Here is a 26,033-nt window from a genome sequence, read left to right as displayed (position 1 = left end):
AGATTGACATTATTTTTGCTGTGGCTTATTTTCAGGAGTGAGGGTTAGGGAGGGTTTCCCCTCCCCCTGGTGTCTTAGTAAGTCTGAAAGCTAATCACTAAGAGTATCACCAGTATGATGACGCACTTCATCATAACCCTTTCCTTATTTTGGCCCCTTCCTCGGGAGGGGCTTTCCCGTTCCAGCGTCCTGCTGAAAGCTGTGGCTTACCTCCTTTTTTTGCCGTGCCGCCACTCTAACGTAAGAGTAAATATCCGTGTTTTTCATGGGTGATTGTTGCGTAACGCCTCGCAAAGGCCGACGTCATTCAGACGAATCCAGACAGTGTTTCATAATTCCTCCATTTTTCTCCCGTTATGGATGACTAAACTAGTATCATTCCGCGAAACGTTTCAGGATGAGAAACTTATAACGATGAAAGGCAGTAAAAAATCCCGCTGGGTGATAGCAATCGTGGTCGTTGTGGCGGCCATTGCCGTGTACGGGTTCTGGCATAGTCGCAGCGAAACCCAGGGGAATGCGCCGGGCGCTAACGAACATGCGCAACGTCAGGCTGGCGCAGGACGTCGCGGCATGCGTTCTGGCCCGCTGGCGCCGGTTCAGGCGGCCACCGCAACGGAACAAGCCGTACCACGCTATCTGACCGGGCTGGGCACGATCGCTGCCGCCAATACCGTCACGGTACGCAGCCGCGTGGATGGTCAACTGATGGCGCTGCACTTCCAGGAAGGACAACAGGTCAAAGCAGGCGATCTGCTGGCGGAAATCGATCCCAGCCAGTTTAAAGTCGCCTTAGCGCAAGCGCAGGGGCAGCTCGCGAAAGACAAAGCCACGCTGGCGAATGCCCGTCGCGATTTAGCACGCTATCAACAGTTGGTGAAAACCAACCTTGTCTCCCGCCAGGAGCTGGACGCGCAACAGGCGCTGGTCAGCGAAACAGAAGGCACCATTAAGGCCGATGAAGCCAGCGTCGCCAGCGCGCAGTTGCAGCTTGACTGGAGCCGCATCACCGCACCGGTAGAGGGTCGCGTGGGGTTAAAACAGGTGGATGTCGGTAATCAAATTTCCAGCGGCGATACCACAGGCATTGTCGTTATCACCCAGACGCACCCAATCGATCTTATTTTTACCTTGCCGGAAAGCGATATCGCCACCGTCGTACAGGCGCAAAAAACGGGTAAAACATTGACCGTTGAAGCCTGGGATCGCACTAACTCACAGAAATTAAGCGACGGCGTACTGCTCAGCCTGGACAACCAAATCGACGCCACGACCGGCACCATCAAAATCAAAGCCCGTTTTAACAACCAGGATGACGCGCTGTTCCCTAACCAGTTTGTTAACGCCCGCATGCTGGTCGACACGCAGCAAAACGCGGTGGTGATACCGACAGCGGCCGTGCAAATGGGTAACGAAGGCCACTTTGTCTGGGTGCTAAATGATGAGAACAAAGTCAGCAAGCATCTGGTTAAACCGGGTATTCAGGACAGTCAGAAAGTGGTAATCAGCGCCGGGCTGTCGGCAGGCGATCGCGTCGTGACGGACGGGATCGATCGTCTGACGGATGGGGCGAAAGTCGAAGTGGTGGAAGCGCAAGCGCCTGCGGCGAAAGAAGATAAAGCCACGAATCGGGAATACGGTAAGAAAGGAGTGCGCTCCTGATGCAGGTGTTACCTCCGAGCAGCACAGGCGGCCCGTCGCGCCTGTTTATTATGCGCCCTGTCGCGACCACGCTGCTGATGGTGGCGATTTTACTCGCCGGGATTATCGGTTACCGCTTCCTGCCCGTCGCCGCGTTGCCGGAGGTGGACTACCCCACCATTCAGGTGGTAACGCTCTACCCCGGCGCCAGCCCGGATGTGATGACCTCCGCCGTCACCGCGCCGCTTGAACGCCAGTTCGGGCAAATGTCCGGCCTGAAACAGATGTCGTCACAAAGTTCCGGCGGTGCATCGGTTGTGACGTTGCAGTTCCAGCTGACTCTGCCGCTGGATGTCGCCGAGCAGGAAGTACAGGCCGCCATTAACGCGGCCACAAACCTGCTGCCTAGCGATCTGCCTAACCCGCCGGTATACAGCAAAGTTAACCCGGCAGATCCACCGATCATGACGCTGGCCGTCACCTCAACCGCTATGCCCATGACGCAGGTGGAAGATATGGTGGAAACCCGGGTGGCGCAGAAAATTTCCCAGGTTTCCGGCGTAGGGCTGGTCACGCTGTCCGGCGGCCAACGCCCGGCCGTGCGTGTGAAGCTGAATGCGCAGGCGATTGCCGCGCTGGGGCTTACCAGCGAGACGGTCCGCGCCGCCATCACCAGCGCCAACGTCAACTCGGCGAAAGGGAGTCTTGATGGCCCAACTCGCGCGGTCACGCTCTCTGCTAACGATCAGATGCAGTCCGTCGATGAGTATCGCCAGTTAATCATCGCCTGGCAGAACGGCGCGCCGGTACGTCTGGGCGATGTGGCAACGGTCGAACAAGGCGCGGAAAACAGCTGGCTCGGCGCGTGGGCCAATAAAGAACAGGCCATTGTGATGAATGTGCAGCGCCAGCCCGGCGCCAACATTATCTCCACGGCGGACAGCATTCGTCAGATGCTGCCGCAGCTTACGGAAAGCCTGCCGAAATCGGTCAATGTCACTGTGCTGTCGGATCGCACCACCAACATTCGCGCTTCCGTTACCGACACCCAGTTCGAACTGATGCTGGCGATTGCGCTGGTGGTGATGATCATCTACCTGTTCCTGCGTAATGTCCCCGCCACAATCATTCCGGGCGTCGCCGTGCCGTTATCGCTGATCGGCACTTTTGCGGTAATGGTCTTTCTCGATTTCTCGATCAATAACCTGACGCTAATGGCGCTGACCATCGCCACCGGCTTCGTCGTGGACGACGCGATTGTGGTGATTGAGAACATTTCGCGTTACATCGAGAAAGGGGAAAAACCGCTGGCGGCGGCGCTCAAAGGCGCTGGCGAAATCGGCTTTACCATTATTTCATTAACCTTCTCGCTGATTGCGGTACTGATCCCGCTGTTATTCATGGGCGATATCGTCGGGCGTTTGTTCCGCGAATTTGCGGTCACGCTGGCGGTAGCGATCCTGATCTCCGCCGTCGTGTCGCTGACCCTGACGCCCATGATGTGCGCCCGGATGCTCAGCCAGGCGTCGCTGCGCAAGCAAAACCGCTTCTCCCGCGCGGCGGAAAAAATGTTTGATCGCGTCATTGAGAAATACGGTCAGTGGCTGGCAAAAGTGCTCAACCATCCGTGGCTGACGCTGAGCGTGGCGCTCGGCACCCTGCTTCTCAGCATCATGCTGTGGGTCTTTATCCCGAAAGGGTTCTTCCCGGTGCAGGATAACGGCATTATTCAGGGCACATTGCAGGCTCCGCAATCCAGCTCGTTCGCCAGTATGGCCCAGCGCCAGCGCCAGGTGTCTGATGTGATTTTAAAAGACCCGGCGGTAGAAAGCCTGACCGCCTTTGTCGGCGTTGATGGCACCAACCCGGCGCTGAACAGCGCGCGTCTGCAAATTAACCTTAAGCCGCTGAATGAACGTGACGATCGGGTGCAGAAAGTCATCGCCCGCCTGCAACACGCCGTGGCGAAAGTGCCCGGCGTCGATCTCTACCTCCAGCCAACGCAGGATCTCACCATTGATACTCAGGTGAGCCGCACGCAGTACCAGTTTACGCTACAGGCCACCTCACTGGACGCGCTCAGCACCTGGGTGCCGCAGCTGATAGAAAAACTCCAGCAGCTTCCGCAGCTTTCTGACGTCAGCAGCGACTGGCAGGACAAAGGTCTGGTGGCGTATGTGAACGTTGACCGCGACAGCGCCAGCCGTCTTGGCATCAGCATGGCGGATGTCGATAACGCCCTGTATAACGCCTTTGGCCAGCGCCTGATTTCGACCATCTACACCCAGGCGAATCAATATCGCGTCGTGCTGGAACATAACACCGACACCACGCCGGGGCTGGCGGCAATGGACACCATCCGTCTGACCAGCAGCGACGGCGGGATTGTGCCGCTTAGCGCCATCGCCAAAATCGAGCAGCGTTTCGCGCCGCTTTCCATTAATCACCTGGATCAATTCCCGGTAACGACCTTCTCGTTTAACGTGCCGGATAATTATTCGCTCGGCGATGCGGTACAGGCCATTCTGGACACGGAGAAAACTGTCAACCTGCCAGTCGATATCACCACCCAGTTCCAGGGCAGCACGCTGGCCTTCCAGGCCGCGCTCGGCAGCACCGTCTGGCTGATCGTGGCGGCAGTGGTGGCGATGTATATCGTGCTTGGCGTGCTGTACGAAAGCTTTATCCACCCAATCACGATCCTCTCCACCCTGCCGACGGCAGGCGTCGGGGCGCTGCTGGCGCTCATGATTGCCGGTAGTGAACTGGACGTGATTGCCATCATCGGGATCATTTTGTTGATCGGTATTGTGAAGAAGAACGCCATCATGATGATCGACTTCGCCCTGGCCGCCGAGCGCGAGCAGGGAATGGCGCCGCGTGATGCGATTTTCCAGGCCTGTCTGCTGCGTTTTCGCCCGATTCTGATGACCACGCTGGCGGCACTGTTAGGAGCGCTGCCATTGATGTTAAGTACCGGCACAGGCGCGGAATTACGCCGCCCGTTAGGGATTGGCATGGTAGGCGGCCTGCTGGTCAGCCAGGTCTTAACCCTGTTCACCACGCCCGTCATCTATCTGCTGTTTGACCGCCTGTCGCTGTATGTGAAAAGCCGCTTCCCCCGCCAGGAAGAGGAGGCGTAAATGAAATTTTTCGCCCTTTTCATTTACCGCCCGGTGGCGACCATTTTAATCTCCATCGCCATTACGCTCTGCGGCGTGCTGGGTTTCCGGTTATTGCCGGTCGCCCCGCTGCCGCAGGTGGATTTTCCGGTCATTATGGTGAGCGCATCGCTTCCGGGCGCTTCGCCGGAAACCATGGCGTCGTCGGTCGCCACGCCGCTGGAGCGTTCGCTCGGACGCATCGCAGGGGTCAGTGAGATGACCTCCAGCAGCTCGCTGGGCAGCACACGAATTATTCTTCAGTTTAACTTTGACCGCGATATCAACGGCGCGGCGCGTGACGTGCAGGCGGCAATTAATGCCGCACAGAGTCTGCTGCCCAGCGGGATGCCCAGCCGCCCGACCTACCGTAAAGCCAACCCGTCCGACGCGCCGATTATGATTCTGACGCTCACATCGGACACCTGGTCGCAGGGAGAGCTGTATGACTTCGCCTCAACGCAGCTGGCGCAGACAATCGCGCAAATTGACGGCGTCGGCGATGTGGATGTCGGCGGCAGTTCGCTGCCCGCCGTGCGCGTGGGGCTTAACCCGCAGGCGTTGTTTAATCAGGGCGTATCGCTGGATGACGTGCGCAGCGCCATCAGCAATGCCAACGTGCGTAAGCCGCAGGGCGCGATCGACGACAAGACTCATCGCTGGCAGGTTCAGACAAATGATGAACTGAAAACGGCGACAGAATACCAGCCGTTGATTATCCACTACAACAACGGCGCCGCCGTGCGTCTGGGCGATGTCGCCACGGTAACTGACTCGGTGCAGGATGTACGTAACGCCGGGATGACCAACGCCAAACCGGCGATTTTGCTGATGATTCGCAAGCTGCCGGAAGCCAATATCATCCAGACGGTAGACAGCATTCGCGAGAAGCTCCCGGAATTACAAACGCTGATTCCCGCCTCAATTGACCTGCAAATCGCTCAGGATCGTTCCCCGACGATTCGCGCCTCGCTGGAGGAAGTGGAGCAGACGCTGGTTATTTCCGTCGCGCTGGTCATTCTGGTGGTCTTTTTATTTCTGCGCTCCGGGCGCGCAACGTTGATTCCTGCCGTTGCGGTTCCCGTGTCGCTGATTGGCACCTTCGCCGCAATGTACCTGTGCGGTTTTAGCCTGAACAACCTGTCGCTGATGGCGCTGACTATCGCCACCGGGTTTGTCGTCGATGACGCCATTGTGGTGCTGGAAAATATCTCCCGCCATCTTGAAGCCGGCATGAAGCCCTTGCAGGCGGCGCTTCAGGGAACGCGTGAAGTTGGCTTTACGGTGCTCTCCATGAGCCTCTCCCTGGTGGCGGTATTCCTGCCGCTCTTGCTGATGGGGGGATTGCCCGGAAGATTATTACGCGAGTTTGCCGTCACCCTTTCGGTGGCGATCGGCATCTCGCTGCTCGTCTCGCTCACGCTAACCCCCATGATGTGCGGCTGGATGCTGAAGTCCAGCAAGCCTCGCGAGCAGACGCGAAGCCGCGGCTTTGGCCGTCTGCTGACTGGCCTGCAACAGGGGTACGGCACATCGCTGAAATGGGTGCTAAACCATACGCGGCTGGTGGGCGTCGTCTTGTTGGGCACCATTGCGCTGAATATCTGGCTCTATATTTCCATCCCCAAAACCTTCTTCCCCGAACAGGATACGGGCGTACTGATGGGCGGCATTCAGGCTGACCAGAGTATTTCGTTTCAGGCGATGCGCGGCAAACTTCAGGACTTTATGAAGATCATTCGCGACGATCCGGCGGTCGACAACGTGACCGGCTTCACCGGCGGTTCGCGGGTCAACAGCGGGATGATGTTTATTACGCTGAAATCACGCGGCGAGCGCCATGAAACGGCGCAGCAGGTTATCGACCGGCTGCGGGTCGCGCTGGCAAAAGAGCCGGGCGCAAACCTGTTTCTGATGGCGGTGCAGGATATCCGCGTCGGCGGGCGGCAGGCTAACGCCAGCTACCAGTATGCCCTGCTGTCTGATGATTTAAGCGCGCTGCGGGAATGGGAGCCGAAAATCCGTAAAGCGCTGGCGGCGCTCCCCCAACTGGCAGACGTTAACTCCGACCAGCAAGATAACGGCGCGGAGATGAACCTGATTTACGACCGCGAAACCATGTCCCGGCTGGGGATCGACGTGCAGGCCGCCAACAGTCTGCTGAATAATGCCTTCGGTCAACGGCAAATTTCCACCATCTATCAGCCGATGAACCAGTATAAGGTTGTGATGGAGGTTGACTCACGCTATACCCAGGACATCAGCGCGCTGGAGAAGATGTTCGTCATTAACAGCGACGGGAAGGCGATTCCGCTCTCTTATTTTGCAAAATGGCAGCCCGCCAATGCGCCGCTGTCAGTGAATCACCAGGGGTTGTCCGCCGCCTCGACTATCGCGTTTAACCTGCCTACGGGCACGTCGCTGTCCGAAGCGACGGAAGCCATCAACCGGGCGATGACACAGCTTGGCGTACCGTCAACGGTGCGCGGCAGTTTCGCAGGAACGGCACAGGTTTTCCAGGAGACGATGAATTCGCAGGTGATTCTGATCCTGGCGGCGATCGCGACGGTCTATATTGTGTTGGGGATATTGTATGAAAGTTATGTTCATCCGCTGACCATCCTCTCTACCCTCCCCTCCGCAGGCGTGGGGGCGCTACTGGCACTGGAGCTATTCAATGCCCCGTTCAGCCTAATCGCGCTCATCGGGATCATGCTATTAATTGGCATTGTGAAGAAAAACGCCATCATGATGGTCGATTTTGCGCTTGAGGCGCAGAGAAATGGCAACCTGACGCCGGAACAGGCGATTTTCCAGGCCTGCCTGCTGCGTTTTCGCCCAATCATGATGACCACGCTGGCGGCGCTGTTTGGCGCGCTGCCGCTGGTTATCTCCGGGGGCGATGGTTCAGAGTTACGTCAACCATTAGGGATTACGATCGTGGGCGGACTGGTGATGAGCCAGCTGCTGACGCTCTATACCACCCCGGTGGTCTATCTCTTTTTCGACCGTCTGCGGCTGCGTTTTTCACGTAATAATAGCCAACCGGAATCCATAACAGAGCCATGACAGAACTTCCTGACAGCACACGCTGGCAACTCTGGATTGTGGCATTCGGCTTTTTTATGCAATCGCTGGATACCACAATCGTCAACACCGCGCTTCCCTCTATGGCGCTCAGTCTGGGGGAAAGCCCGCTGCATATGCACATGGTCGTGGTTTCCTATGTACTGACCGTGGCGGTAATGCTGCCTGCCAGCGGCTGGCTGGCAGATAAAGTCGGCGTGCGTAATATCTTCTTTACCGCCATTGTGCTGTTTACGTTGGGATCGCTATTTTGCGCCTGGTCCAGCACGCTGAATGAACTGGTGCTGGCGCGCGTTTTACAGGGCGTGGGCGGCGCCATGATGGTGCCGGTCGGCAGACTGACGGTCATGAAGATCGTTCCGCGCGAACAATATATGGCGGCAATGACCTTCGTCACGCTGCCCGGTCAGGTCGGGCCGCTGCTCGGCCCGGCGCTGGGCGGGATTCTGGTCGAGTACGCCTCCTGGCACTGGATTTTCCTGATTAACATTCCGGTCGGCATTATCGGGGCGATTGCGACGCTCATGCTGATGCCGAACTACACCATGCAAACCCGGCGCTTCGATCTTTCAGGGTTCCTCCTGCTGGCCGTCGGCATGGCGGTACTGACGATGGCGCTGGACGGCAGCAAAGGCACGGGGCTCTCGCCTCTCTCACTGGGCGCACTGGTGTTGTGCGGCATCCTGGCGATTGCGCTCTACCTGAAACACGCCAAAAACAATCCGCGCGCGCTGTTTAGTCTGGCGCTGTTTCGCACCCACACCTTCTCGCTGGGCCTGTCTGGTAGCTTCGCCGGGCGCGTCGGGAGCGGCATGCTGCCCTTCATGACGCCGGTCTTTTTGCAGATTGGTCTGGGGTTCTCGCCGTTTCATGCCGGGTTGATGATGATCCCGATGGTACTCGGCAGCATGGGAATGAAACGTATCGTCGTACAGGTGGTAAACCGCTTTGGCTATCGTCGCGTACTGGTCGCCACCACCCTCGGTCTGTCGCTGGTCAGCCTGCTGTTTATGAGCGTTGCGATGCTTGGCTGGTATTACGCCCTGCCCTTTGTGCTGTTCCTGCAAGGCATGGTCAACTCCACCCGTTTTTCATCCATGAACACCTTAACGCTCAAAGATCTGCCCGATGAACTCGCCAGCAGCGGCAACAGCTTGCTGTCCATGATCATGCAGCTGTCGATGAGTATTGGCGTGACCATCGCCGGGCTGCTGCTGGGCATGTTTGGTCAACAACATATCGCGGCCGACAGCGGCGCGAGCCACACGGTGTTTATGTATACCTGGCTGTGCATGGCCCTGATTATCGCGCTGCCCGCACTCATCTTCGCCCGGGTGCCGAACGACACGCATAAAAACGCCGTCATTTCACGACGCAAAAGGAGCACGCAATGAAGTTCTGGCGGCCCGGTATTACCGGCAAATTGTTTCTGGCGATTTTCGCCACCTGCATTGTCTTGCTGATCAGCATGCACTGGGCCGTACGCATCAGCTTTGAGCGTGGGTTTATCGACTACATCAAACATGGCAACGAACAGCGGTTGCAGATGCTCGGCGACGCGCTGGGCGAGCAGTACTCGCTGCACGGCAACTGGCGTTTTTTACGCAATAACGATCGCTTCGTTTTCCAGATCCTGCGCTCTTTTGAGCATGACAACGACGATAACAAACCCGGCCCCGGGATGCCGCCGCATGGCTGGCGAACCCAATTTTGGGTCGTCGATCAACACGCCAATGTGCTGGTCGGCCCGCGAGCGCCAGTCCCGCGTGACGGCACCCGCCGGGCTATTCACGTAAACGGTGTGGAGGTTGGCGCGGTGATTGCCTCTCCCGTTGAGCGACTGACGCGCAATACCGATATTAATTTTGATAAGCAACAGCGCCGTACCAGCTGGCTGATCGTGGCGTTGTCGACTCTGCTGGCGGCGCTGGCGACGTTTCCGCTGGCGCGCGGGTTGCTGGCGCCCGTTAAGCGGCTGGTGGAAGGCACGCACAAACTGGCCGCAGGCGATTTCACGACGCGCGTAACGCCGACCAGCGCGGATGAACTGGGTAAACTGGCGCAGGATTTTAACCAGCTCGCCAGCACGCTGGAAAAAAATCAGCAAATGCGCCGCGATTTTATGGCGGATATCTCCCACGAACTGCGCACGCCGCTGGCGGTATTACGCGGTGAGCTGGAGGCTATCCAGGACGGAGTCCGCCAGTTTACGCCCGAATCGGTGGCTTCGCTCCAGGCTGAAGTCGGCACGCTCACCAAGCTGGTTGACGATCTGCATCAGCTTTCTATGTCCGATGAAGGCGCGCTGGCGTACCAGAAAACATCGGTGGACCTGATTCCCCTGCTGGAGGTGGCGGGCGGCGCGTTTCGCGAGCGCTTCGCCAGCCGTGGGCTGACGTTACACTTTTCCCTTCCTGACAGCGTGATGGTATTCGGCGATCCGGATCGTCTGATGCAGTTATTCAATAATCTGCTGGAAAATAGTCTGCGCTACACCGACAGCGGCGGCAGCCTGCACATTTCCGCCGAGCAGCGCGACAACATGCTACTGCTAACGTTCGCCGATTCCGCGCCCGGCGTTCGCGATGAGCAGTTACAAAAACTGTTTGAACGTTTCTACCGCACAGAAGGCTCCCGCAACCGCGCCAGCGGCGGGTCCGGTCTGGGACTGGCGATTTGCGACAATATCGTACAAGCGCATAATGGTCGTATTCGGGCGTCCCATTCGCCTTTTGGCGGGCTTAGCATTACAGTAGAGTTACCGCTGGAACGCGATTTACAGAGAGATGTATGACTGAGTTACCCATTGATGAAAACACGCCACGTATTTTAATCGTGGAAGATGAACCCAAGCTGGGACAACTGCTGATCGACTATCTGCGCGCCGCAAGCTATGCCCCCACGCTAATCAGTCATGGCGATCAGGTATTGCAGTATGTGCATCAAACACCGCCAGACCTGATCCTGCTGGACTTAATGCTGCCAGGTACGGACGGTCTGACGCTGTGCCGGGAAATTCGCCGTTTTTCTGACGTGCCCATCGTGATGGTCACGGCAAAGATTGAAGAGATCGACCGCCTGCTTGGGCTGGAGATTGGCGCCGATGATTACATCTGCAAACCTTACAGCCCCCGTGAGGTGGTCGCCCGCGTGAAGACGATTTTGCGCCGCTGCAAGCCGCAGCGTGAGCTGCAACAGCTGGACGCGCAAAGCCCGCTGATTGTCGATGAAGGCCGTTTTCAGGCATCCTGGCGCGGCAAGATGCTCGACCTGACCCCCGCAGAGTTTCGCCTGTTGAAAACGCTGTCTCACGAGCCGGGGAAAGTTTTCTCCCGCGAGCAGCTGCTTAATCATCTCTACGATGATTATCGCGTGGTGACGGACCGCACCATTGACAGCCACATCAAAAACCTGCGCCGCAAGCTGGAATCGCTGGATGCCGAACAGTCGTTCATCCGTGCGGTATACGGCGTCGGGTATCGCTGGGAAGCGGATACCTGCCGGATTGCATAAGTCACGCCTGCAATAGTCGGATGACGCTCCGCTGATCCGGCCGACAAATAAGAGCGTTGTCGGCCAGAGAAGGCGCTACGCCGCCATCCGGCGTTTTTCTTTACCTGCCTCCCCCACAGCGCTACAATGCCCGCCCTTAACGTAGGGGCACTCCCCTAACCGCCTCATTCAGTGAAGCGGATCTGACCTGTCATCAGAACGAGAAAATTATGTTTAAACCGGAACTCCTTTCCCCGGCGGGAACGCTGAAAAATATGCGTTACGCTTTCGCTTATGGCGCAGATGCCGTGTATGCGGGCCAGCCGCGTTACTCCCTGCGCGTGCGCAACAACGAATTTAACCACGAGAATTTGCAGCTCGGCATTAACGAAGCCCACGCGCTTGGCAAAAAATTCTATGTGGTCGTGAACATTGCGCCGCATAACGCGAAACTGAAAACCTTTATTCGCGATCTTAAACCGGTTGTGGAAATGGGGCCGGATGCGCTGATCATGTCCGATCCCGGGCTTATCATGCTGGTACGTGAAAACTTCCCGGAGATGCCGATTCACCTTTCGGTGCAGGCCAACGCCGTAAACTGGGCAACGGTGAAGTTCTGGAACCAGATGGGGCTGACCCGCGTTATTCTTTCCCGCGAACTGTCGCTGGAAGAGATTGAAGAGATTCGTCAACAGGTGCCGGAAATGGAGATCGAAATCTTCGTACACGGCGCGCTGTGCATGGCCTACTCCGGTCGTTGCCTGCTCTCTGGCTACATCAACAAACGCGATCCGAACCAGGGAACCTGCACCAACGCCTGCCGTTGGGAATATAACGTGCAGGAAGGGAAAGAAGACGTCGTGGGCAACATCGTCCATAAATACGAACCGATTCCGGTACAGAACGTCGAGCCGACGCTGGGTATCGGCGCACCGACCGACAAAGTGTTTATGATCGAAGAAGCTCAGCGTCCGGGCGAATACATGACCGCGTTCGAAGATGAACACGGCACCTACATCATGAACTCGAAAGATCTGCGCGCCATTGCTCACGTTGAGCGCCTGACCAAAATGGGCGTGCACTCACTGAAAATCGAAGGCCGTACCAAATCCTTCTACTACTGTGCGCGTACCGCTCAGGTTTATCGCAAAGCGATCGACGATGCCGCTGCGGGCAAGCCGTTTGATCCGCAACTGCTGGAAACGCTGGAAGGCCTGGCGCATCGCGGTTACACCGAAGGCTTTCTGCGCCGCCACACGCATGATGACTACCAGAATTACGAGTACGGTTACTCTGTTTCTGAACGTCAGCAGTTCGTGGGTGAGTTCACCGGCGAGCGTAAAGGCGCCCTTGCCGCCGTTGCCGTGAAGAACAAATTCTCCATCGGCGACAGCCTGGAGCTGATGACGCCGCAGGGGAACGTCAACTTCACTCTGGAACATATGGAAAACGCCAAAGGTGAAGCAATGCCGGTGGCGCCTGGCGATGGCTACACCGTCTGGATGCCGGTGCCGCAGGATATGGATCTGAATTATGCGTTGTTAATGCGTAATTTTTCCGGCGAATCCACGCGGAACCCACACGCTAAGTAGTTAATCCACGTTATTTTTTCATTATGGGAAGATTCTTAGAAATCGATCACATACCGCCTCGTTCATTACGGGTATTATCCGAGGCGCTGAAAAACATAACCCATAAATGCTAGCTGTACCAGGAACCACCTCCTTAGCCTGCGTAATCTCCCTTACGCAGGCTTATTTTTTATCTCATCGTTGCACACTGGAAAAGAGCCATTCCCTCCAGTATCCACATCTTAGTTGTTCCATTCTCGTTTCACATCCATGTGTTTTTGGCACACACGCCTTGTTCACTCAGCGTCCTTCCCCTATAAAAATAGAGGTATAATTTGACAATATAGGGTTAAAACCCTATATTTAAGGCCTGCCATGTAGGGTGTGCTCTTTAACAATTTGTTTTACAGGGGATGTTTTATGACCCAGATACTCTGGACGGGTAGAGCCGTTAAGGATCTGCGAAAGCTACCTGCTGATGATCAAAAAGCTGTACGTGAGAAAGTAAACGCCATGCAGTTATACCCAGACATTAGCTCTCTGGATATCAAAAAACTCACGGATCAAGACGGGCAGTACAGATTAAGGGTGAAAAGCTATCGAGTTCTCTTCGTATTTGTAAACGGAGAGCCGCTGATCGTTGAAATTCAGCGCATATTACGCCGTAGCTCATCAACCTACTGACAGACGGCGGGGAAACCCGCCCGTTTCCCTCTGTAAACAATTTGTTAATTAACCGACAACAACTATTAGCATGTAAATGTAAAAAAGGTAATCTTATGGCCGCTATCCAATTTATTACAGACAGTCGAGGCCGCAGAGTCTCTGCTGTTGTGCCAATTGACCTCTTCGAAAAGTTAGTTAGCGACAGAGATCTTGATGAACTGTATGACACTGTACAAGACGAATCAGGCGCATCTGATAATGTTCGTTACCCCAACGAAGTGATCAGCATACTTTCTGAGCGAAATTGCACCATGCAAGCGGCATGGCGCATTTACAGAGGGATGACGCAAAAACAGGTTGCGGAAGCCCTGGGCATCAAACAGGCGACTGTCTCAGAGTTTGAGAAGTCAGAACGCCCACGTAAAGATAACATCGAAAGATTAGCAAAACTGTATAACTGCGCTCCCGAGCAACTCATCCTCGAATAGCCAAAAAAGCCCCGGAAACCGGGGCTTTTTTGGCTGAGTCTTTATCCTTTCCTTTACGCTCCTGATTCATTTTCAGCCTGTTCTGACCTTTCCGCGCCTTTTCTGCTATACACTTTCAACAGGTTAACGACAGAGGCAAACAAAGGATGGCTACGTTTCCCGCCAGCTTACTGATTTTAAATGGCAAAGGCGCTGATAATCAGCCCCTGCGCGACGCGATAGGGCTACTTCGCGATGAGGGCGTGGAGATTCACGTCCGGGTTACCTGGGAAAAAGGCGATGCCCAGCGTTATGTTAATGAAGCCCGACAGCTTGGCGTTGAGACAGTTATTGCAGGCGGCGGCGACGGCACCATCAATGAAGTTTCCGCCGCGCTGATTCAGTGTCAGGGCGGCAACGTTCCCGCGCTTGGCATTTTGCCTCTGGGCACGGCCAATGACTTCGCCACCAGCGCCGGCATCCCGGAAGCGCTGGATAAAGCCTTAAAACTGGCGATTGCCGGTAACGCGGTTGCGATCGATATCGCTCAGGTCAACGATAAAACCTGCTTTATTAATATGGCGACAGGGGGTTTCGGGACGCGCATCACCACCGAAACGCCGGAAAAACTCAAGGCCGCGCTGGGCGGCGTCTCTTACTTTATTCATGGGCTGATGCGCATGGACACCCTCAAGCCCGATCGCTGTGAGATTCGCGGCGAGAATTTTCACTGGCAGGGCGATGCGCTGGTGATTGGCATTGGTAATGGTCGTCAGGCCGGTGGCGGACAACAGCTCTGCCCTGGCGCACTCATTAATGACGGGCTGCTGCAACTGCGGATCTTCACCGGGGAGGAGCTGCTTCCGGCGCTGTTTTCCACATTGACGCAGCCGGAAGAGAACCCCAACATTGTCGATGGCGCATCCGCCTGGTTTGATATTCAGGCTCCGCATGAAATCACTTTTAACCTTGATGGCGAGCCGCTCAGTGGTCAGGAATTTCATATTGAAATACTTCCCAACGCGCTGCGTTGCCGTTTGCCGCCAGACTGCCCGTTACTGCGCTAACGAAAAAAGAAAGTAAGCGCAGAGAGGGATAATCAGACCGGCGACATCCCGGAACCTCTGCGCTCACAAACGGGTCATTTACCCTGCGGCCCGAACCGGCGGGGCCAGCGTCTCCAGGAGTTGCGGCATTGACGTGTAGCGCCCGATGGCCTCGCTAAAGCAGGGGTGCTGGCAGCCGTCAGACACCACAATGGTATCAATTCCGGCGGCCTGCGCGGCGCGAAAACCGCTCAGGCTGTCTTCAATCACCAGACACTCTGCGGCGGGCAGGCCCAGCTTTTTCAGCGCGGAGAGATACACCGCCGGGTGCGGTTTGCCGTAGCGTTCATCGTCGGCGCTGCAAATGACGTCAAAATGCCCCCGAAGATTAAGTTTAGAGAGAACAGCCTCAATAACCTGATGGGATGATGACGTAGCCAGCGCAATCCGATACCCCCTGTGGCGAAAATGATGCAATACCGCGTAGACGCCGTCCATCGCTTCGCCTTCCGTTGCAATAAGTCCGGTAATGCGTTTGCGAATGGCTGACTCCAGCACCCCAGGGTCTGTCTGCAACGGGCAGTATTCGCACCAGACGCGGGCAATCTCATCCAGTCGCTTCCCTTTGGTTAACGTTTCACACTCCTCGTCATTAACCGTCACTCCCCAGCCTGCCAGCGCGTCTTTTTGCGCCTGACGCCACAGCCCTTCGGAGTCAATGATGACGCCATCCATGTCGAAAATTACCGCTTTACTCTTCATCATTTTCCGCCTTAAAAAGACCCGGCAGCGCAGCCGGGCCCGACATCATTAAGAAATACCGACCGTTTCGCCTTCACATGCCTCCTGACGCGTGAATCCGGGTTGTTCAACACGAATAAACGGACACAGAATAAACGCCACAATATAGAGCAACGTATACGCAATCACGACGCCAATGGTGCTGAAGTGCGGTAACAACACCACGGCGATCGCCGGGGCGAGGAAGTTGGAAAGCCCAGCCGACAGGTTGTAGACCGAAATCGCGGCTCCTTTGTGTTTTGGCTCAAGCGCAGGAAAGACAGCGGCCATCGGCACAAACGCGGCAACGAAGATCCCCAGCGCGATTGCCGGAACCAGCGCCATCGCGAAGTTATGGCCAAAGTGCTGCGGAATGTAATAAAACGCGAGGCTGGAGAGCGCCATCCCGATGCAGCCAAACCAGCGGACAACCTTCATCCAGCCCATTTTCTCTGCCAGTACGCCCCAAAAGACGTTGGAGAAGATGGTTGTGAAGAAGAACGCCGCCCATACCTGTAGCCATTCAGAGGTGGTGAAGCCCAGTTCATCCACAAACATCATCGGCATGACCACCGCAAAACCGAACAGCGATAACGTATTGATAATACGCACGATGCTGGACAACATAATGCTACGGTTGGTGTAAAGCAGCGTGACCGCACGCCCCAGTTCGCTGAACTTTTCACGGGTGGTGAGGTTTTGCATATGGCGCGGCGTTTCAATTTTACGCAGCGAAACCAGCGCGATAACACCGCCGGTCAGGCAGAACGCCAGCGCCAGCCACAGGGTGCCCATTTCGCCAATATGCGGAATGGTAAAACTCGGGATATAACTGCCGAAAACGCCAATCCCAATAGAGTAGACTGCCCAGAACCAGCCCAGCGCGGCGCTGGTGCTGTCGCTACGGACGTTATGCACAATGGCGACGATAAACGCATAAAGGAACAGCGGATACGCCAGACCGCGAATACCGTAAAACAGCAGAATTAAGGCGTAGTTGGACTGACCCAGCCCAAAAACGAGGAACAATACGTGGAATACGCACCACAGCACAAAGCCGATCATCATGGTTTTTTGCGGCGTGATGATCTCCGCCACTACGCCAGATACCCAGGCCGACAGCGCCGCCGCCAGGCCATATAGCGTAAAGGCGAAGGAGGCTTCCGCCGGGGTAAAGCCCAGCGCTTTGATGTAGTGCGACAAAAATGCCAGCTCGAAACCATCACCAGTCATGAATACGGCGATGGCGATATACCCCCAGACCAGACTTAAGGGTAATCCCAGCCATTGTTTGTTAGTTAACGACATATTGACCTCGTTTTAGGGTGCAGGGAGCCACTCCGGTACATTCACCGGAGGGCTTTTGTTATAGAAATTATTGATTTCGATAGTTCAGGTCGTTTCGGTACAGTGCGTTAAACTGCTGATAACGCTGCATTAGCGCCGTGTGGCGAACCGGATCGCCATACCAGGTTTTGTAGACTTCCGGTTTTTCGCAAACGGACGCCAACGGTTTACCTGCCGCAAGGCACGCCAGTCGCGCCGCGCCCAGCGCGCCGCCGGTTTCTCCGCCTTTGTGCGTCACCACGGGCATATCCAGAATATCTGCCAGCAGTTGCGCCCAGAACGGACTTCGGGCGCCGCCGCCCACCAGCGAACATTGTTCGATATTTGTACCGCTCTCCTGCAAAACACGGAGCCCGTCAGCGATGCCGAAACTGACGCCTTCCAGAACCGCATAACCCATCAGCGCGCGCTGGCTGGAGTGCGTCAGCCCCCAGAACATACCCCGGGCGTCAGGATCGTTATGCGGCGTGCGTTCGCCGGAAAGGTACGGCAGGAACATCGGCGCGCTGGCTTTTTCTGCATCGCTTAACTGCGCGATTTCTTCCAGCAGTTCCGTTTCCGTTGTCCCCACCAGGCGGCAGAACCATTGCAGACAGCTGGCGGCGCTGAGCATTACGCTCATCTGGTGCCACAAATTCGGCAGGACGTGGCAAAAAGCATGTACTGCGGATTGCGGCGCGGGACGGTACGCGTCCGTCACCACAAACAGCACGCCGGACGTCCCCAGTGAAATAAACGCATCGCCGGGCGATACCGCGCCAACGCCAATAGCGCTGACCGCGTTGTCTCCGCCGCCCCCGGCGACCACCACCGAAGGGTTTAACCCCCAGCGTTGCGCGACGACGGGATCGAGCGTGGCAGAAATATCGCAGCCTTCCACCAGCTCCGGCATATTGGCCCGCGTCAGTCCGCATTTCTCCAGCAGCGCATCCGACCAGTCGCGCTTCTCGACGTCAAGCCACAGCGTCCCTGCTGAATCGGACATGTCGGAGACTTTTTTACCCGTCATTTTGAAACGCAGATAATCCTTCGGCAGCAGCACCGTTTCGATGCGGGCAAAATTCTGCGGTTCATGGCGACGCACCCACAGCAATTTCGGCGCGGTAAACCCCGGCATCGCCAGATTACCGGCAACCTGATGCAGTTCTGGGGCAATTTCTTCCAGCTCCGCACACTCCTGGGCGCTACGGGTGTCATTCCACAGAATCGCCGGGCGGATCGTATTCCCGGCGGCATCAAGCAGTACCGCGCCATGCATCTGACCGGAAAGACCGATCGCCTTAATCGCCTGCCAGTGATGACCACATTTCTCCCGCAGGGTGGACATCAGATACTCCGTCGCGTCCCACCAGGCTTCCGGTGATTGCTCTGACCAGTGTTGATGGGGCCGCTGAATCGTCAGCGGCGCGCTATGGGTGGCGACAATGTCATTATTTTCATCAATGACCAGCGCCTTCACTTCAGATGTGCCGAGATCGATACCCAGATACATAGCCACCTCTCAGTTAATCAGCGTGTGAACAGCGGCGATTTTCTCGCGCAGCAGCGCGGCGAAATCATCACGTTCCGTCAGGTCGCCAAACAGCGCTTTATCACTGGCATACGCCGCGATCGGATCGGCGGATTCAAACATGGCATGTACCGCTGGCGCATCCAGAATGCCGTCCTGGTACTCATAAGGCAGCGTGCCCTTGTGCCACTGCTCCATAAAGACGTAAAACAGTGCGGGCAGCATAGCGGTAGCGTTCGGCCGCGCATCGCGCTGATAGCACTCGCGCAGCGTCGGCGCAATCATCGCCGGGATTTTCGAGAATCCGTCGGCGGCAACGCGCTGGTTGGTATCCTGAATATGCGGGTTGGTAAAACGCTTAAGCACCACATCACGATAGGTCGGGAGATCGATGCCGTTATCTCCCAGGCAAGGGATCACGTCTTCCGTCACGTAGCGGTCGGCAATCTGGTAGATAAAGTCCGTCAGGGTGCTTTCATGAATATACTGCTGGCCGATTAACGTACCCGCCCACGCAATGCAGCTATGTGATGAGTTGAGGATGCGGATTTTCGCCTCTTCATACGGGATAACAGACGTCACCAGCTCCACACCGACATTTTCCAGCGCAGGACGCACATCGCGGAAACGATCTTCAACCACCCACTGGATAAAGGTTTCGCCCATTACCGGCGCTTTATCATCAATGCCCGTCTGCGCTTTGATACGCGCCGGAAGATCGGCTGCCGGACGCGGCGTGATGCGGTCCACCATCGTATTCGGGCAGGTCGCATTGGCGCTAAGCCAGTCAATCACCGCCTGTTTGCCGGTCAGCTGTAAAAACTCAACCAGACCATCGTGGAACCGTTCACCGTTGTGACGCACGTTGTCGCAGTTGAGCAGCGTCAGCGGCCCTGCGTTATTGGCCATACGCGCTTCCAGAATGCGGGTAATGACGCCGTAAATCGTTTTACAGCCGCCGTTGAGATCGCTCGCCAGATCGGGGTTATTCACTTCCAGCTTGTGGCTGGTGTTCAGGTAGTAGCCCCCTTCCGTCACGGTAAAGGCAATCACTTTGGTCTGCGCTCTGGCGCCTTCGGCAATCAGCGGCTGCAAATCCGCCTGCCACGGCAGCAGTTTCTGAATCGACGTGATCTCTTCGTACTCACGTTCGCCCTCCGGGCTGACCGTTTCCAGCACATAACGACCGTTTTGCGCCGCCAGCGCCTGCACAACGTGCTCGGCGTCATTGCGAATATTGCCGGCGGCAATGTGCCAGCGCGTATCGCCGGAAGCGATCAGACGATGCAGATACCACGCCTGATGGGCGCGGTGAAAAGAACCTAAGCCAATATGAAGCCATGTGTATTGATCGTTCATTGTTCTGCTCTCCAGTGAGGTTATGCCTGCACTCTAGTCGATCATTTGTATTAAATAAGAGCCGTAGATCACAAAAGAGCAATTGCTCTATAAAATTACAAATGACCACAAAAGAGCAAAGAGCTTGCCTCAATCCTGAGCACCCGCCAGAATGACCTTATCGGTTGAGGGAAATTAACGCCCCAACGCCACTCTTAAGGTAGGGAAACGTGAGCAAAGAAGATGACATCAGGCTGGATCAGAAAGTCCGGGCCGCATGGATGTACTACATTGCGGGTTTAAACCAAAGTGAGATAGCCAGCCAGCTTGGGACGTCAAGACCGGTGGTACAACGCCTTATCGCTGCGGCGAAAGAGGAAGGCATTGTTTCGATTGGTCTGCACCATCCTGTCGCGAACTGCCTCGATTACGCGCAGCTTTTGCAGGAAAAGTATCAGTTAATTAACTGCAATATTGTTCCCGCCTACAGCAGCGAAAGCACCCTCGACAGCGTAACCTTTGGCTGTTATCAACTGATGGCCCGCTACTTACAGGGCGACAAACCGACGGTAGTCGGCATTGGTTCCGGGTTGACGCTGAAAAAAACCATCAAACGCATTGATTTCGACAGTCGCAATACGCGCTGCGTGGCGTTGATCAGCGCCATGAACGAACACGGACAATGTAACTATTACGACGACGTCCCACTGTTGCTGGCGCGTAAAATTCAGGGCAAATATTACCAGTGGCCCGCGCCACGCTATGCGCAATCCTGTGATGAATACGAGATGTGGTGCACCAGCCGTCTGTTTCGCAACGTCTCTGCCGTCGCCGAAGCGTCGGAGGTCATTTTTGTCGGCATCGGCGCGCTGGGGAAACAGAGCCCTATCTTCAAAGACGGTTTTATCAATGAGGCGCAACTGGACGAACTGACCGCGCGCGGCGGCGTGGGGGAAATACTTGGCCGCTTTATTGACGCAGACGGCAACGTAGTAGATAGCCTCATCAACCGCTACATCACCAGCTACGATATACGCCAGAGCCAGTGTCCGCGTATTGCGGCGGCCTGCGGTGAAGATAAGCGCCCTGCTATCCTCGCCGCACTGAAAGGCGGCTGGATCAACGGTCTGGTCACCGATGAACATACCGCGCGCTGGTTGCTGACGCGCTAACGCGCCATGTTCTGGCTGGCGATCAATTCTGGCGGGATCTCAATACGACGTATTGTGGTGTCGCCGGAATCCACAATCTCAAACACTTTGTCCAGCATGGCTGGCACATCCTGGCGCACCATATCAATATCGTGCCCCAACAGAGAGACAAACGGGTCCCAGTCAAAACAGCCCATTGGCGGCTGATGGCTTCCCGTCTGCCCGTTCTGCGCCAGCCAGCGCACCACCCCTTCGAGCGAAATTGTCGAATTAACAAACAGCCCCGGCAGCGGAATATCAGGCGACGGATAGACCGATTTCAGTAACCCTTCCACCCTTGCGGAAGAATACCCCGTAACCAGTTGCTGCGTTTCCGGCACCGTCAATCCATGCGCTTTATGCGCGTCGAGGAAGCCGCGCAAGCGTTCGGCGGTGTTATTGTCGGTGATTCGCCCCCCCACAAACGTCAGCGGAGCCAAAACGCCATACCGCTTTTGGCTGCTGGCGAGAATGCTTTCCGTCAGCGCTTTAGCCCCCGCATAGTTATCCGAAATAATCGACGGCGCCAGCGTTCCGGGCAGATCGAGGTTCAGCGTGGGCACACCCGCCTGATGACACATCTGCGCGATCTTATCCGGGTGCGTCGCCCCGGTGGCGATAACCCAGTCCACCTGCCAGGAGAGCATCGCCCTCGCCGCTTCAACCTCCAGCTCCGGTTGACGCCGCGTACAGGTAATGATGGGCAGCAGCCCCCTGGCACGCGCCATCTCTTCAAACTTTTCAGCAATGGAGCCAAAGTAGCGGTTGTCGTATTTCGGGACAATCATCCCGATGACATTCGATTTCTTACTGCGAAGCAGGCTGGCCTGTCGGTTCACCGCATATCCCTGCTCTTCTGCAATCCGGGTCACCTTCTCCGCCAGCTTTGCGCTAATGCGTCGCTTCTTCCAGTTGCCATTCAAAATTGCGCTCACCGCGCTGGCGGAAACCCCGGTTAACTCTGCCAGGTCGTAGATGGTTGTTTTCTTCGTTTTCTCAACGCGCGTCACAAAATCGCCTCTTCATTTTGAATGTCTCTTGCTGAGGAAATAAACAAGTGCTAGATCAGCTTCATCGATTGAGCAATATGCTTCACACGCCAGTCAGAACGCCCCCGTTCTTCGCGCAGAAGCAAATACACCTTAAAAATCACCTATGCATAAAGGATTATAAAATGAATCACTCTGTCCCCTCCATGAATACTTCCCTCAACGGCAAGGTTGCAGCCATTACCGGCGCAGCCTCCGGTATCGGCCTTGAATGTGCGAAAACCCTGCTTGCCGCAGGAGCAAAAGTGGTCCTGATCGACCGAGAAGGCGAGAAGCTGAAGAAAATCGTCGCGGAACTGGGCGATAACGCGTTTGCGCTGCAAATCGACTTGTTCAATACCGGGCAGGTCGACAACATGCTGGCAGGCATTATCGAGCTGGCCGGTGGGCTGGATATTTTCCATGCTAACGCAGGCGCTTACATTGGCGGACCGGTCGCCGAGGGCGATCCTGACATCTGGGATCGCGTACTGAACCTCAACATCAATGCCGCATTTCGCTGCGTCCGCGCCGTATTGCCGCATATGATTGCGCAAAAATCCGGCGATATCATTTTCACCAGTTCTATCGCTGGCGTTGTACCGGTCATCTGGGAACCTATTTACACGGCCTCCAAATTTGCCGTTCAGGCCTTTGTCCATACGACCCGCCGTCAGGTGTCCGAACATGGCGTACGCGTCGGAGCGGTGCTGCCGGGGCCGGTAGTGACCGCGCTGCTGGACGACTGGCCGCAGGCGAAAATGGAAGAAGCGCTGGCAAATGGCAGCCTGATGCAGCCGATCGAAGTCGCAGAATCGGTACTGTTTATGGTCACTCGTTCGAAAAACGTCACTGTTCGCGATCTGGTTATCCTCCCCAACAGCGTTGATCTGTGAGGAAAAGCGCCATGAACAGCTTACAGAAAACCGTTATCGGCGTGGATGTTGGTTCAGGCAGCGTCCGCGCAGGCATCTTCGACCTGAGCGGCACGCTGCTCTCTCATGTTACGCAAAAAATCACGACCACTCACCGGAGCGGCAGTCGCGTGGAGCAGTCCAGCCAGGAGATCTGGCAGGCCGTTTGTCACTGCATCCGGGAAGCGCTCAGGCAGTCCGGCGCGGCGCCGGAAAGCGTGGCGGGGATCGGTTTCGACGCCACCTGCTCGCTGGTGGTTCTGGATAAAAACGGCGCGCCGCTCCCCGTGAGCGCCGAAGGCGATGCGGCGCAAAACATCATCGTCTGGATGGACCATCGCGCGACTGAACAGGCTGAACGCATTAACGCCAGCCAACATCCGGTGCTGAACTATGTCGGCGGGAAAATCTCACCGGAAATGGAAACGCCTAAGATTTTATGGCTGAAGGAAAATCGCCGCGAGGTGTACGAAAACGCATGGCAATTTTTCGACCTTGCAGACTTCCTGACCTGGCGCGCCACCGGCGACCTTGCCCGCTCCATCTGTACAGTCACCTGCAAATGGACCTGGCTTGCTCATGAAAACCGCTGGGACCCGGACTATTTCCGCACGATCGGGCTGGCAGAACTGGCTGATGACGAGTTTGCCCGCATCGGACAGCGCATCGTGCCACCGGGTACGCCCTGTGGCGACGGCTTAACCGCACAGGCGGCGCAGGAGATGGGCCTGCCTGCGGGCACGCCGGTCGCCGTGGGTCTGATTGACGCCCATGCGGGCGGCATCGGGACTGTCGGCGTTGAAGGCGGCGCCCTCAATAATATGGCATATGTGTTTGGCACCTCATCCTGCACCATGACTTCAACGAACGATCCCGTTTTCGTTCCCGGCGTCTGGGGGCCGTATTACAGCGCGATGGTGCCAGGGCTCTGGCTTGTTGAGGGAGGGCAAAGCGCCGCGGGCGCGGCTATCGATCAGCTATTGGCGTTTCATCCCGCCGCCGAAGACGCGCGGAAACTGGCGCAGGAGGCAGGATTACCGCTGCCGGTTTATCTTGCCGATCGGGTGTCAGAAAAAGCGCCGCAGGCGTCGGACGCCGTCACGCTGGCGGCGGGTATCCATGTTGTACCGGAGTTTTTAGGCAACCGCGCGCCGTTTGCCGACCCGCACGCACGCGCCGTTATTTGCGGATTGGGTATGGAACGCGACCTGGACAATTTACTGGCGTTGTATGTGGCGGGACTGTGCGGTATCGGTTACGGTTTACGGCAAATTATTGATGCGCAGAATGCCTGCGGCGTACGGAATAAAAATATCGTGATTAGCGGCGGCGCGGGTCAGCACCCTCTGGTGCGGCAACTATTAGCCGATACCTGCGGACTTCCGGTATTAACCACCCAGTGCAGCGAGCCCGTTTTATTAGGTTCCGCAATCCTTGGCGCCGTCGCCGGAAATATTTCCCCCTCGGTTGCCGAGGCCATGACGCAGTTTACGCATGTGGATACCTGTTATTACCCACAGACAGCGTATCAGCCATTACATCATCGTCGTTACGAGGCCTATAAGCAGTTGCAACACATGGCGAAAATGCTCAGAGAGTGATTTTTGCGCCGTCCTGATAACCAATACCCCTCCCCGAAAACCTGGGGAGGGGTACGTGACATCAGGCAATCGTCACTTTATTGTCCAGGTAGACGTCCTGCACGGCGTTAATCAGTTTCACGCCATCCGCCATTGTTTTCTTGAAGGCTTTACGCCCCAGAATCAGGCCCATGCCGCCCGCGCGTTTGTTGATAACCGCAGTACGCACAGCGTCGCTGAGATCGGTCTCACCGCCCGCCGCGCCGCCGGAGTTAATCAGCCCCGCGCGCCCCATATAGCAGTTGGCTAACTGGTAACGCACCAGATCGATAGGGTTATCGCTGGTCAGCTTGCTGTAAACACGATCGTCGGTGTAGCCGAAATTCACCGCCTTATAGCCACCGTTATTTTCCGCCATTTTTTGTTTGACGATATCTGCGCCAATCGTCGCCGCCAGGTGGTTAGCCTGCCCGGTCAGGTCGGCGGAAACATGGTAATCCACGCCGTCTTTTTTAAATGCAGAGTTACGCAAGTATGCCCACAGGACGGTCACCATCCCCAGCTCATGCGCACGTTCAAAAGCGGCGGAAATCTCTTCAATCTGACGACGCGACTGCTCAGAACCAAAGTAAATGGTCGCGCCAACGGCCACGGCGCCCAGATTGAACGCCTGCTCAACGCTGGCATAGAGCGTTTGATCGTACTCCGTTGGGTAGCTCAACGTCTCGTTGTGATTCAGTTTGACGAGGAACGGAATGCGGTGCGCGTAACGGCGTGAAACCGATGCCAGTACCCCATACGTCGAGGCCACGCAGTTACAGCCTGCTTCAATAGCCAGTTCGACGATATTCTTTGGATCAAAATAAAGCGGGTTTGCGGCAAACGACGCCCCGGCAGAATGTTCAACGCCCTGATCGACGGGCAGAATGGAGAGGTAGCCCGTTCCGGCCAGACGTCCGGTATTATACAGCGTCTGCATGTTACGCAGTACGGCAGGCGGACGGTTGTTATCAACCATCACGCGGTCTACGTAGTCATGTCCGGGTAAATAAAGTTGGTCAGAAGGAATGGTCATACAACGATGCTGTAAAAGGCTGTCGGCGTCTTTGCCAAGCAACTGCGCAATATCAGTCATAGCTATGCTCCCGTAAGTTCCGATTGAATACCGGAATGTGGATTGTCCTGACCCGCGTTTTGCGGGCAGCAATAAGCCTG

Annotated in this window: 20 protein-coding genes; 13 read left to right on the top strand and 7 right to left on the bottom strand. The window is 56.2% G+C overall.

Annotation, left to right across the window (positions count from 1 at the left end; genetic code table 11):
- Positions 1–74: 74 nt before the first annotated feature.
- Complete coding sequence (locus tag OGV82_RS13020; RefSeq protein WP_075203763.1) at positions 75–134, bottom strand: type I toxin-antitoxin system Ibs family toxin; 60 nt, start codon at positions 132–134, stop codon at positions 75–77.
- 280 nt (positions 135–414) lie between these two features.
- On the opposite strand from OGV82_RS13020, the gene OGV82_RS13015 reads away from it, so the two are divergent.
- From OGV82_RS13015 to yegS, 10 genes are all read left to right on the top strand, one after another.
- Entirely contained in the window at positions 415–1,662 is a 1,248-nt protein-coding gene (locus tag OGV82_RS13015) for an MdtA/MuxA family multidrug efflux RND transporter periplasmic adaptor subunit (protein WP_047462585.1), read from the top strand.
- The gene (mdtB, locus tag OGV82_RS13010; RefSeq protein WP_047462581.1) at positions 1,662–4,784 is read left to right on the top strand and encodes a multidrug efflux RND transporter permease subunit MdtB; all 3,123 of its coding nucleotides are present in this window, start codon (positions 1,662–1,664) and stop codon (positions 4,782–4,784) included. The genes OGV82_RS13015 and mdtB overlap by 1 nt, the downstream gene beginning before the upstream one ends.
- Complete coding sequence (mdtC, locus tag OGV82_RS13005; RefSeq protein WP_012131682.1) at positions 4,785–7,871, top strand: multidrug efflux RND transporter permease subunit MdtC; 3,087 nt, start codon at positions 4,785–4,787, stop codon at positions 7,869–7,871.
- Complete coding sequence (locus OGV82_RS13000; protein ID WP_047462577.1) at positions 7,868–9,283, top strand: MFS transporter; 1,416 nt, start codon at positions 7,868–7,870, stop codon at positions 9,281–9,283. Before mdtC ends, OGV82_RS13000 begins: the two co-directional genes overlap by 4 nt.
- Positions 9,280–10,683 carry an envelope stress sensor histidine kinase BaeS gene (gene baeS, locus OGV82_RS12995; protein WP_047462573.1) on the top strand — a complete coding sequence of 468 codons (1,404 nt, stop codon included), beginning with the start codon at positions 9,280–9,282 and terminating at the stop codon, positions 10,681–10,683. Before OGV82_RS13000 ends, baeS begins: the two co-directional genes overlap by 4 nt.
- Positions 10,680–11,402, top strand: a complete 723-nt coding sequence (gene baeR / locus OGV82_RS12990) for an envelope stress response regulator BaeR (protein ID WP_012131679.1) — start codon at positions 10,680–10,682, stop codon at positions 11,400–11,402. The genes baeS and baeR overlap by 4 nt, the downstream gene beginning before the upstream one ends.
- Positions 11,403–11,611: 209 nt before the next feature.
- Complete coding sequence (gene trhP, locus OGV82_RS12985; protein ID WP_012131678.1) at positions 11,612–12,973, top strand: prephenate-dependent tRNA uridine(34) hydroxylase TrhP; 1,362 nt, start codon at positions 11,612–11,614, stop codon at positions 12,971–12,973.
- Positions 12,974–13,372: 399 nt separating this feature from the next.
- Entirely contained in the window at positions 13,373–13,636 is a 264-nt protein-coding gene (locus tag OGV82_RS12980) for a type II toxin-antitoxin system RelE family toxin (protein WP_012131677.1), read from the top strand.
- A gap of 95 nt (positions 13,637–13,731) precedes the next feature.
- Complete coding sequence (locus OGV82_RS12975; protein ID WP_012131676.1) at positions 13,732–14,106, top strand: helix-turn-helix domain-containing protein; 375 nt, start codon at positions 13,732–13,734, stop codon at positions 14,104–14,106.
- A 146-nt stretch (positions 14,107–14,252) separates the two neighbouring features.
- The gene (yegS, locus tag OGV82_RS12970) at positions 14,253–15,152 is read left to right on the top strand and encodes a lipid kinase YegS (protein ID WP_101744013.1); all 900 of its coding nucleotides are present in this window, start codon (positions 14,253–14,255) and stop codon (positions 15,150–15,152) included.
- A 78-nt stretch (positions 15,153–15,230) separates the two neighbouring features.
- Here yegS and OGV82_RS12965 read toward each other — a convergent pair whose 3' ends face one another.
- The 4 genes from OGV82_RS12965 to dalD form a co-directional block, all read right to left on the bottom strand.
- A complete protein-coding gene (locus tag OGV82_RS12965; protein WP_048902422.1) occupies positions 15,231–15,893 on the bottom strand; it encodes an HAD family hydrolase in 663 nt (220 codons plus the stop codon).
- A gap of 48 nt (positions 15,894–15,941) precedes the next feature.
- On the bottom strand, positions 15,942–17,219 hold the full coding sequence (locus OGV82_RS12960) for an RbtT/DalT/CsbX family MFS transporter (protein ID WP_012131672.1): 1,278 nt from the start codon (positions 17,217–17,219) through the stop codon (positions 15,942–15,944).
- 67 nt (positions 17,220–17,286) lie between these two features.
- A complete protein-coding gene (xylB, locus tag OGV82_RS12955) occupies positions 17,287–18,750 on the bottom strand; it encodes a xylulokinase (RefSeq protein ID WP_101744014.1) in 1,464 nt (487 codons plus the stop codon).
- Positions 18,751–18,759: 9 nt separating this feature from the next.
- Positions 18,760–20,127 carry a D-arabinitol 4-dehydrogenase gene (gene dalD / locus OGV82_RS12950; RefSeq protein WP_101744015.1) on the bottom strand — a complete coding sequence of 456 codons (1,368 nt, stop codon included), beginning with the start codon at positions 20,125–20,127 and terminating at the stop codon, positions 18,760–18,762.
- Between the two features lie 209 nt (positions 20,128–20,336).
- Here dalD and OGV82_RS12945 point away from each other — a divergent pair, with 209 nt between their 5' ends.
- Positions 20,337–21,278, top strand: a complete 942-nt coding sequence (locus tag OGV82_RS12945; protein WP_012131669.1) for a sugar-binding transcriptional regulator — start codon at positions 20,337–20,339, stop codon at positions 21,276–21,278.
- Here the strand turns inward: OGV82_RS12945 and OGV82_RS12940 are convergent.
- A complete protein-coding gene (locus tag OGV82_RS12940) occupies positions 21,275–22,306 on the bottom strand; it encodes a LacI family DNA-binding transcriptional regulator (protein ID WP_058669402.1) in 1,032 nt (343 codons plus the stop codon). The genes OGV82_RS12945 and OGV82_RS12940 overlap by 4 nt on opposite strands.
- A 164-nt stretch (positions 22,307–22,470) precedes the next feature.
- Here OGV82_RS12940 and OGV82_RS12935 point away from each other — a divergent pair, with 164 nt between their 5' ends.
- Both OGV82_RS12935 and OGV82_RS12930 read left to right on the top strand, forming a co-directional pair.
- Entirely contained in the window at positions 22,471–23,220 is a 750-nt protein-coding gene (locus OGV82_RS12935) for an SDR family oxidoreductase (protein ID WP_072025321.1), read from the top strand.
- Between the two features lie 11 nt (positions 23,221–23,231).
- On the top strand, positions 23,232–24,839 hold the full coding sequence (locus tag OGV82_RS12930) for an FGGY family pentulose kinase (RefSeq protein WP_047462561.1): 1,608 nt from the start codon (positions 23,232–23,234) through the stop codon (positions 24,837–24,839).
- 61 nt (positions 24,840–24,900) lie between these two features.
- Here OGV82_RS12930 and fbaB read toward each other — a convergent pair whose 3' ends face one another.
- Positions 24,901–25,953 (bottom strand): class I fructose-bisphosphate aldolase, encoded by a 1,053-nt coding sequence (gene fbaB, locus OGV82_RS12925; RefSeq protein ID WP_012131665.1) that lies wholly within the window; start codon positions 25,951–25,953, stop codon positions 24,901–24,903.
- Positions 25,954–26,033: the final 80 nt, after the last annotated feature.

Source organism: Citrobacter sp. CK191, from assembly GCF_030333435.1.
In the GTDB taxonomy this organism is placed as follows: Bacteria; Pseudomonadota; Gammaproteobacteria; order Enterobacterales; family Enterobacteriaceae; genus Citrobacter_B; species Citrobacter_B koseri.
The sequence above is the reverse complement of the archived record's forward strand: the minus strand, read 5'-3'. Positions and strand labels throughout refer to the sequence as shown.

Excerpts from the sequence above, each read along its gene's own strand:
- baeR (WP_012131679.1), top strand. The coding sequence starts at position 10,680 with ATGACTGAGTTACCCATTGATGAAAACACGCCACGTATTTTAATCGTG.
- mdtC (WP_012131682.1), top strand. The coding sequence starts at position 4,785 with ATGAAATTTTTCGCCCTTTTCATTTACCGCCCGGTGGCGACCATTTTA.
- fbaB (WP_012131665.1), bottom strand. The coding sequence starts at position 25,953 with ATGACTGATATTGCGCAGTTGCTTGGCAAAGACGCCGACAGCCTTTTA.
- OGV82_RS13015 (WP_047462585.1), top strand. The coding sequence starts at position 415 with ATGAAAGGCAGTAAAAAATCCCGCTGGGTGATAGCAATCGTGGTCGTT.
- OGV82_RS12935 (WP_072025321.1), top strand. The coding sequence starts at position 22,471 with ATGAATCACTCTGTCCCCTCCATGAATACTTCCCTCAACGGCAAGGTT.
- trhP (WP_012131678.1), top strand. The coding sequence starts at position 11,612 with ATGTTTAAACCGGAACTCCTTTCCCCGGCGGGAACGCTGAAAAATATG.
- OGV82_RS13000 (WP_047462577.1), top strand. The coding sequence starts at position 7,868 with ATGACAGAACTTCCTGACAGCACACGCTGGCAACTCTGGATTGTGGCA.
- yegS (WP_101744013.1), top strand. The coding sequence starts at position 14,253 with ATGGCTACGTTTCCCGCCAGCTTACTGATTTTAAATGGCAAAGGCGCT.
- OGV82_RS12975 (WP_012131676.1), top strand. The coding sequence starts at position 13,732 with ATGGCCGCTATCCAATTTATTACAGACAGTCGAGGCCGCAGAGTCTCT.
- mdtB (WP_047462581.1), top strand. The coding sequence starts at position 1,662 with ATGCAGGTGTTACCTCCGAGCAGCACAGGCGGCCCGTCGCGCCTGTTT.
- OGV82_RS12980 (WP_012131677.1), top strand. The coding sequence starts at position 13,373 with ATGACCCAGATACTCTGGACGGGTAGAGCCGTTAAGGATCTGCGAAAG.
- dalD (WP_101744015.1), bottom strand. The coding sequence starts at position 20,127 with ATGAACGATCAATACACATGGCTTCATATTGGCTTAGGTTCTTTTCAC.
- baeS (WP_047462573.1), top strand. The coding sequence starts at position 9,280 with ATGAAGTTCTGGCGGCCCGGTATTACCGGCAAATTGTTTCTGGCGATT.
- OGV82_RS12965 (WP_048902422.1), bottom strand. The coding sequence starts at position 15,893 with ATGAAGAGTAAAGCGGTAATTTTCGACATGGATGGCGTCATCATTGAC.
- xylB (WP_101744014.1), bottom strand. The coding sequence starts at position 18,750 with ATGTATCTGGGTATCGATCTCGGCACATCTGAAGTGAAGGCGCTGGTC.
- OGV82_RS12960 (WP_012131672.1), bottom strand. The coding sequence starts at position 17,219 with ATGTCGTTAACTAACAAACAATGGCTGGGATTACCCTTAAGTCTGGTC.
- OGV82_RS12930 (WP_047462561.1), top strand. The coding sequence starts at position 23,232 with ATGAACAGCTTACAGAAAACCGTTATCGGCGTGGATGTTGGTTCAGGC.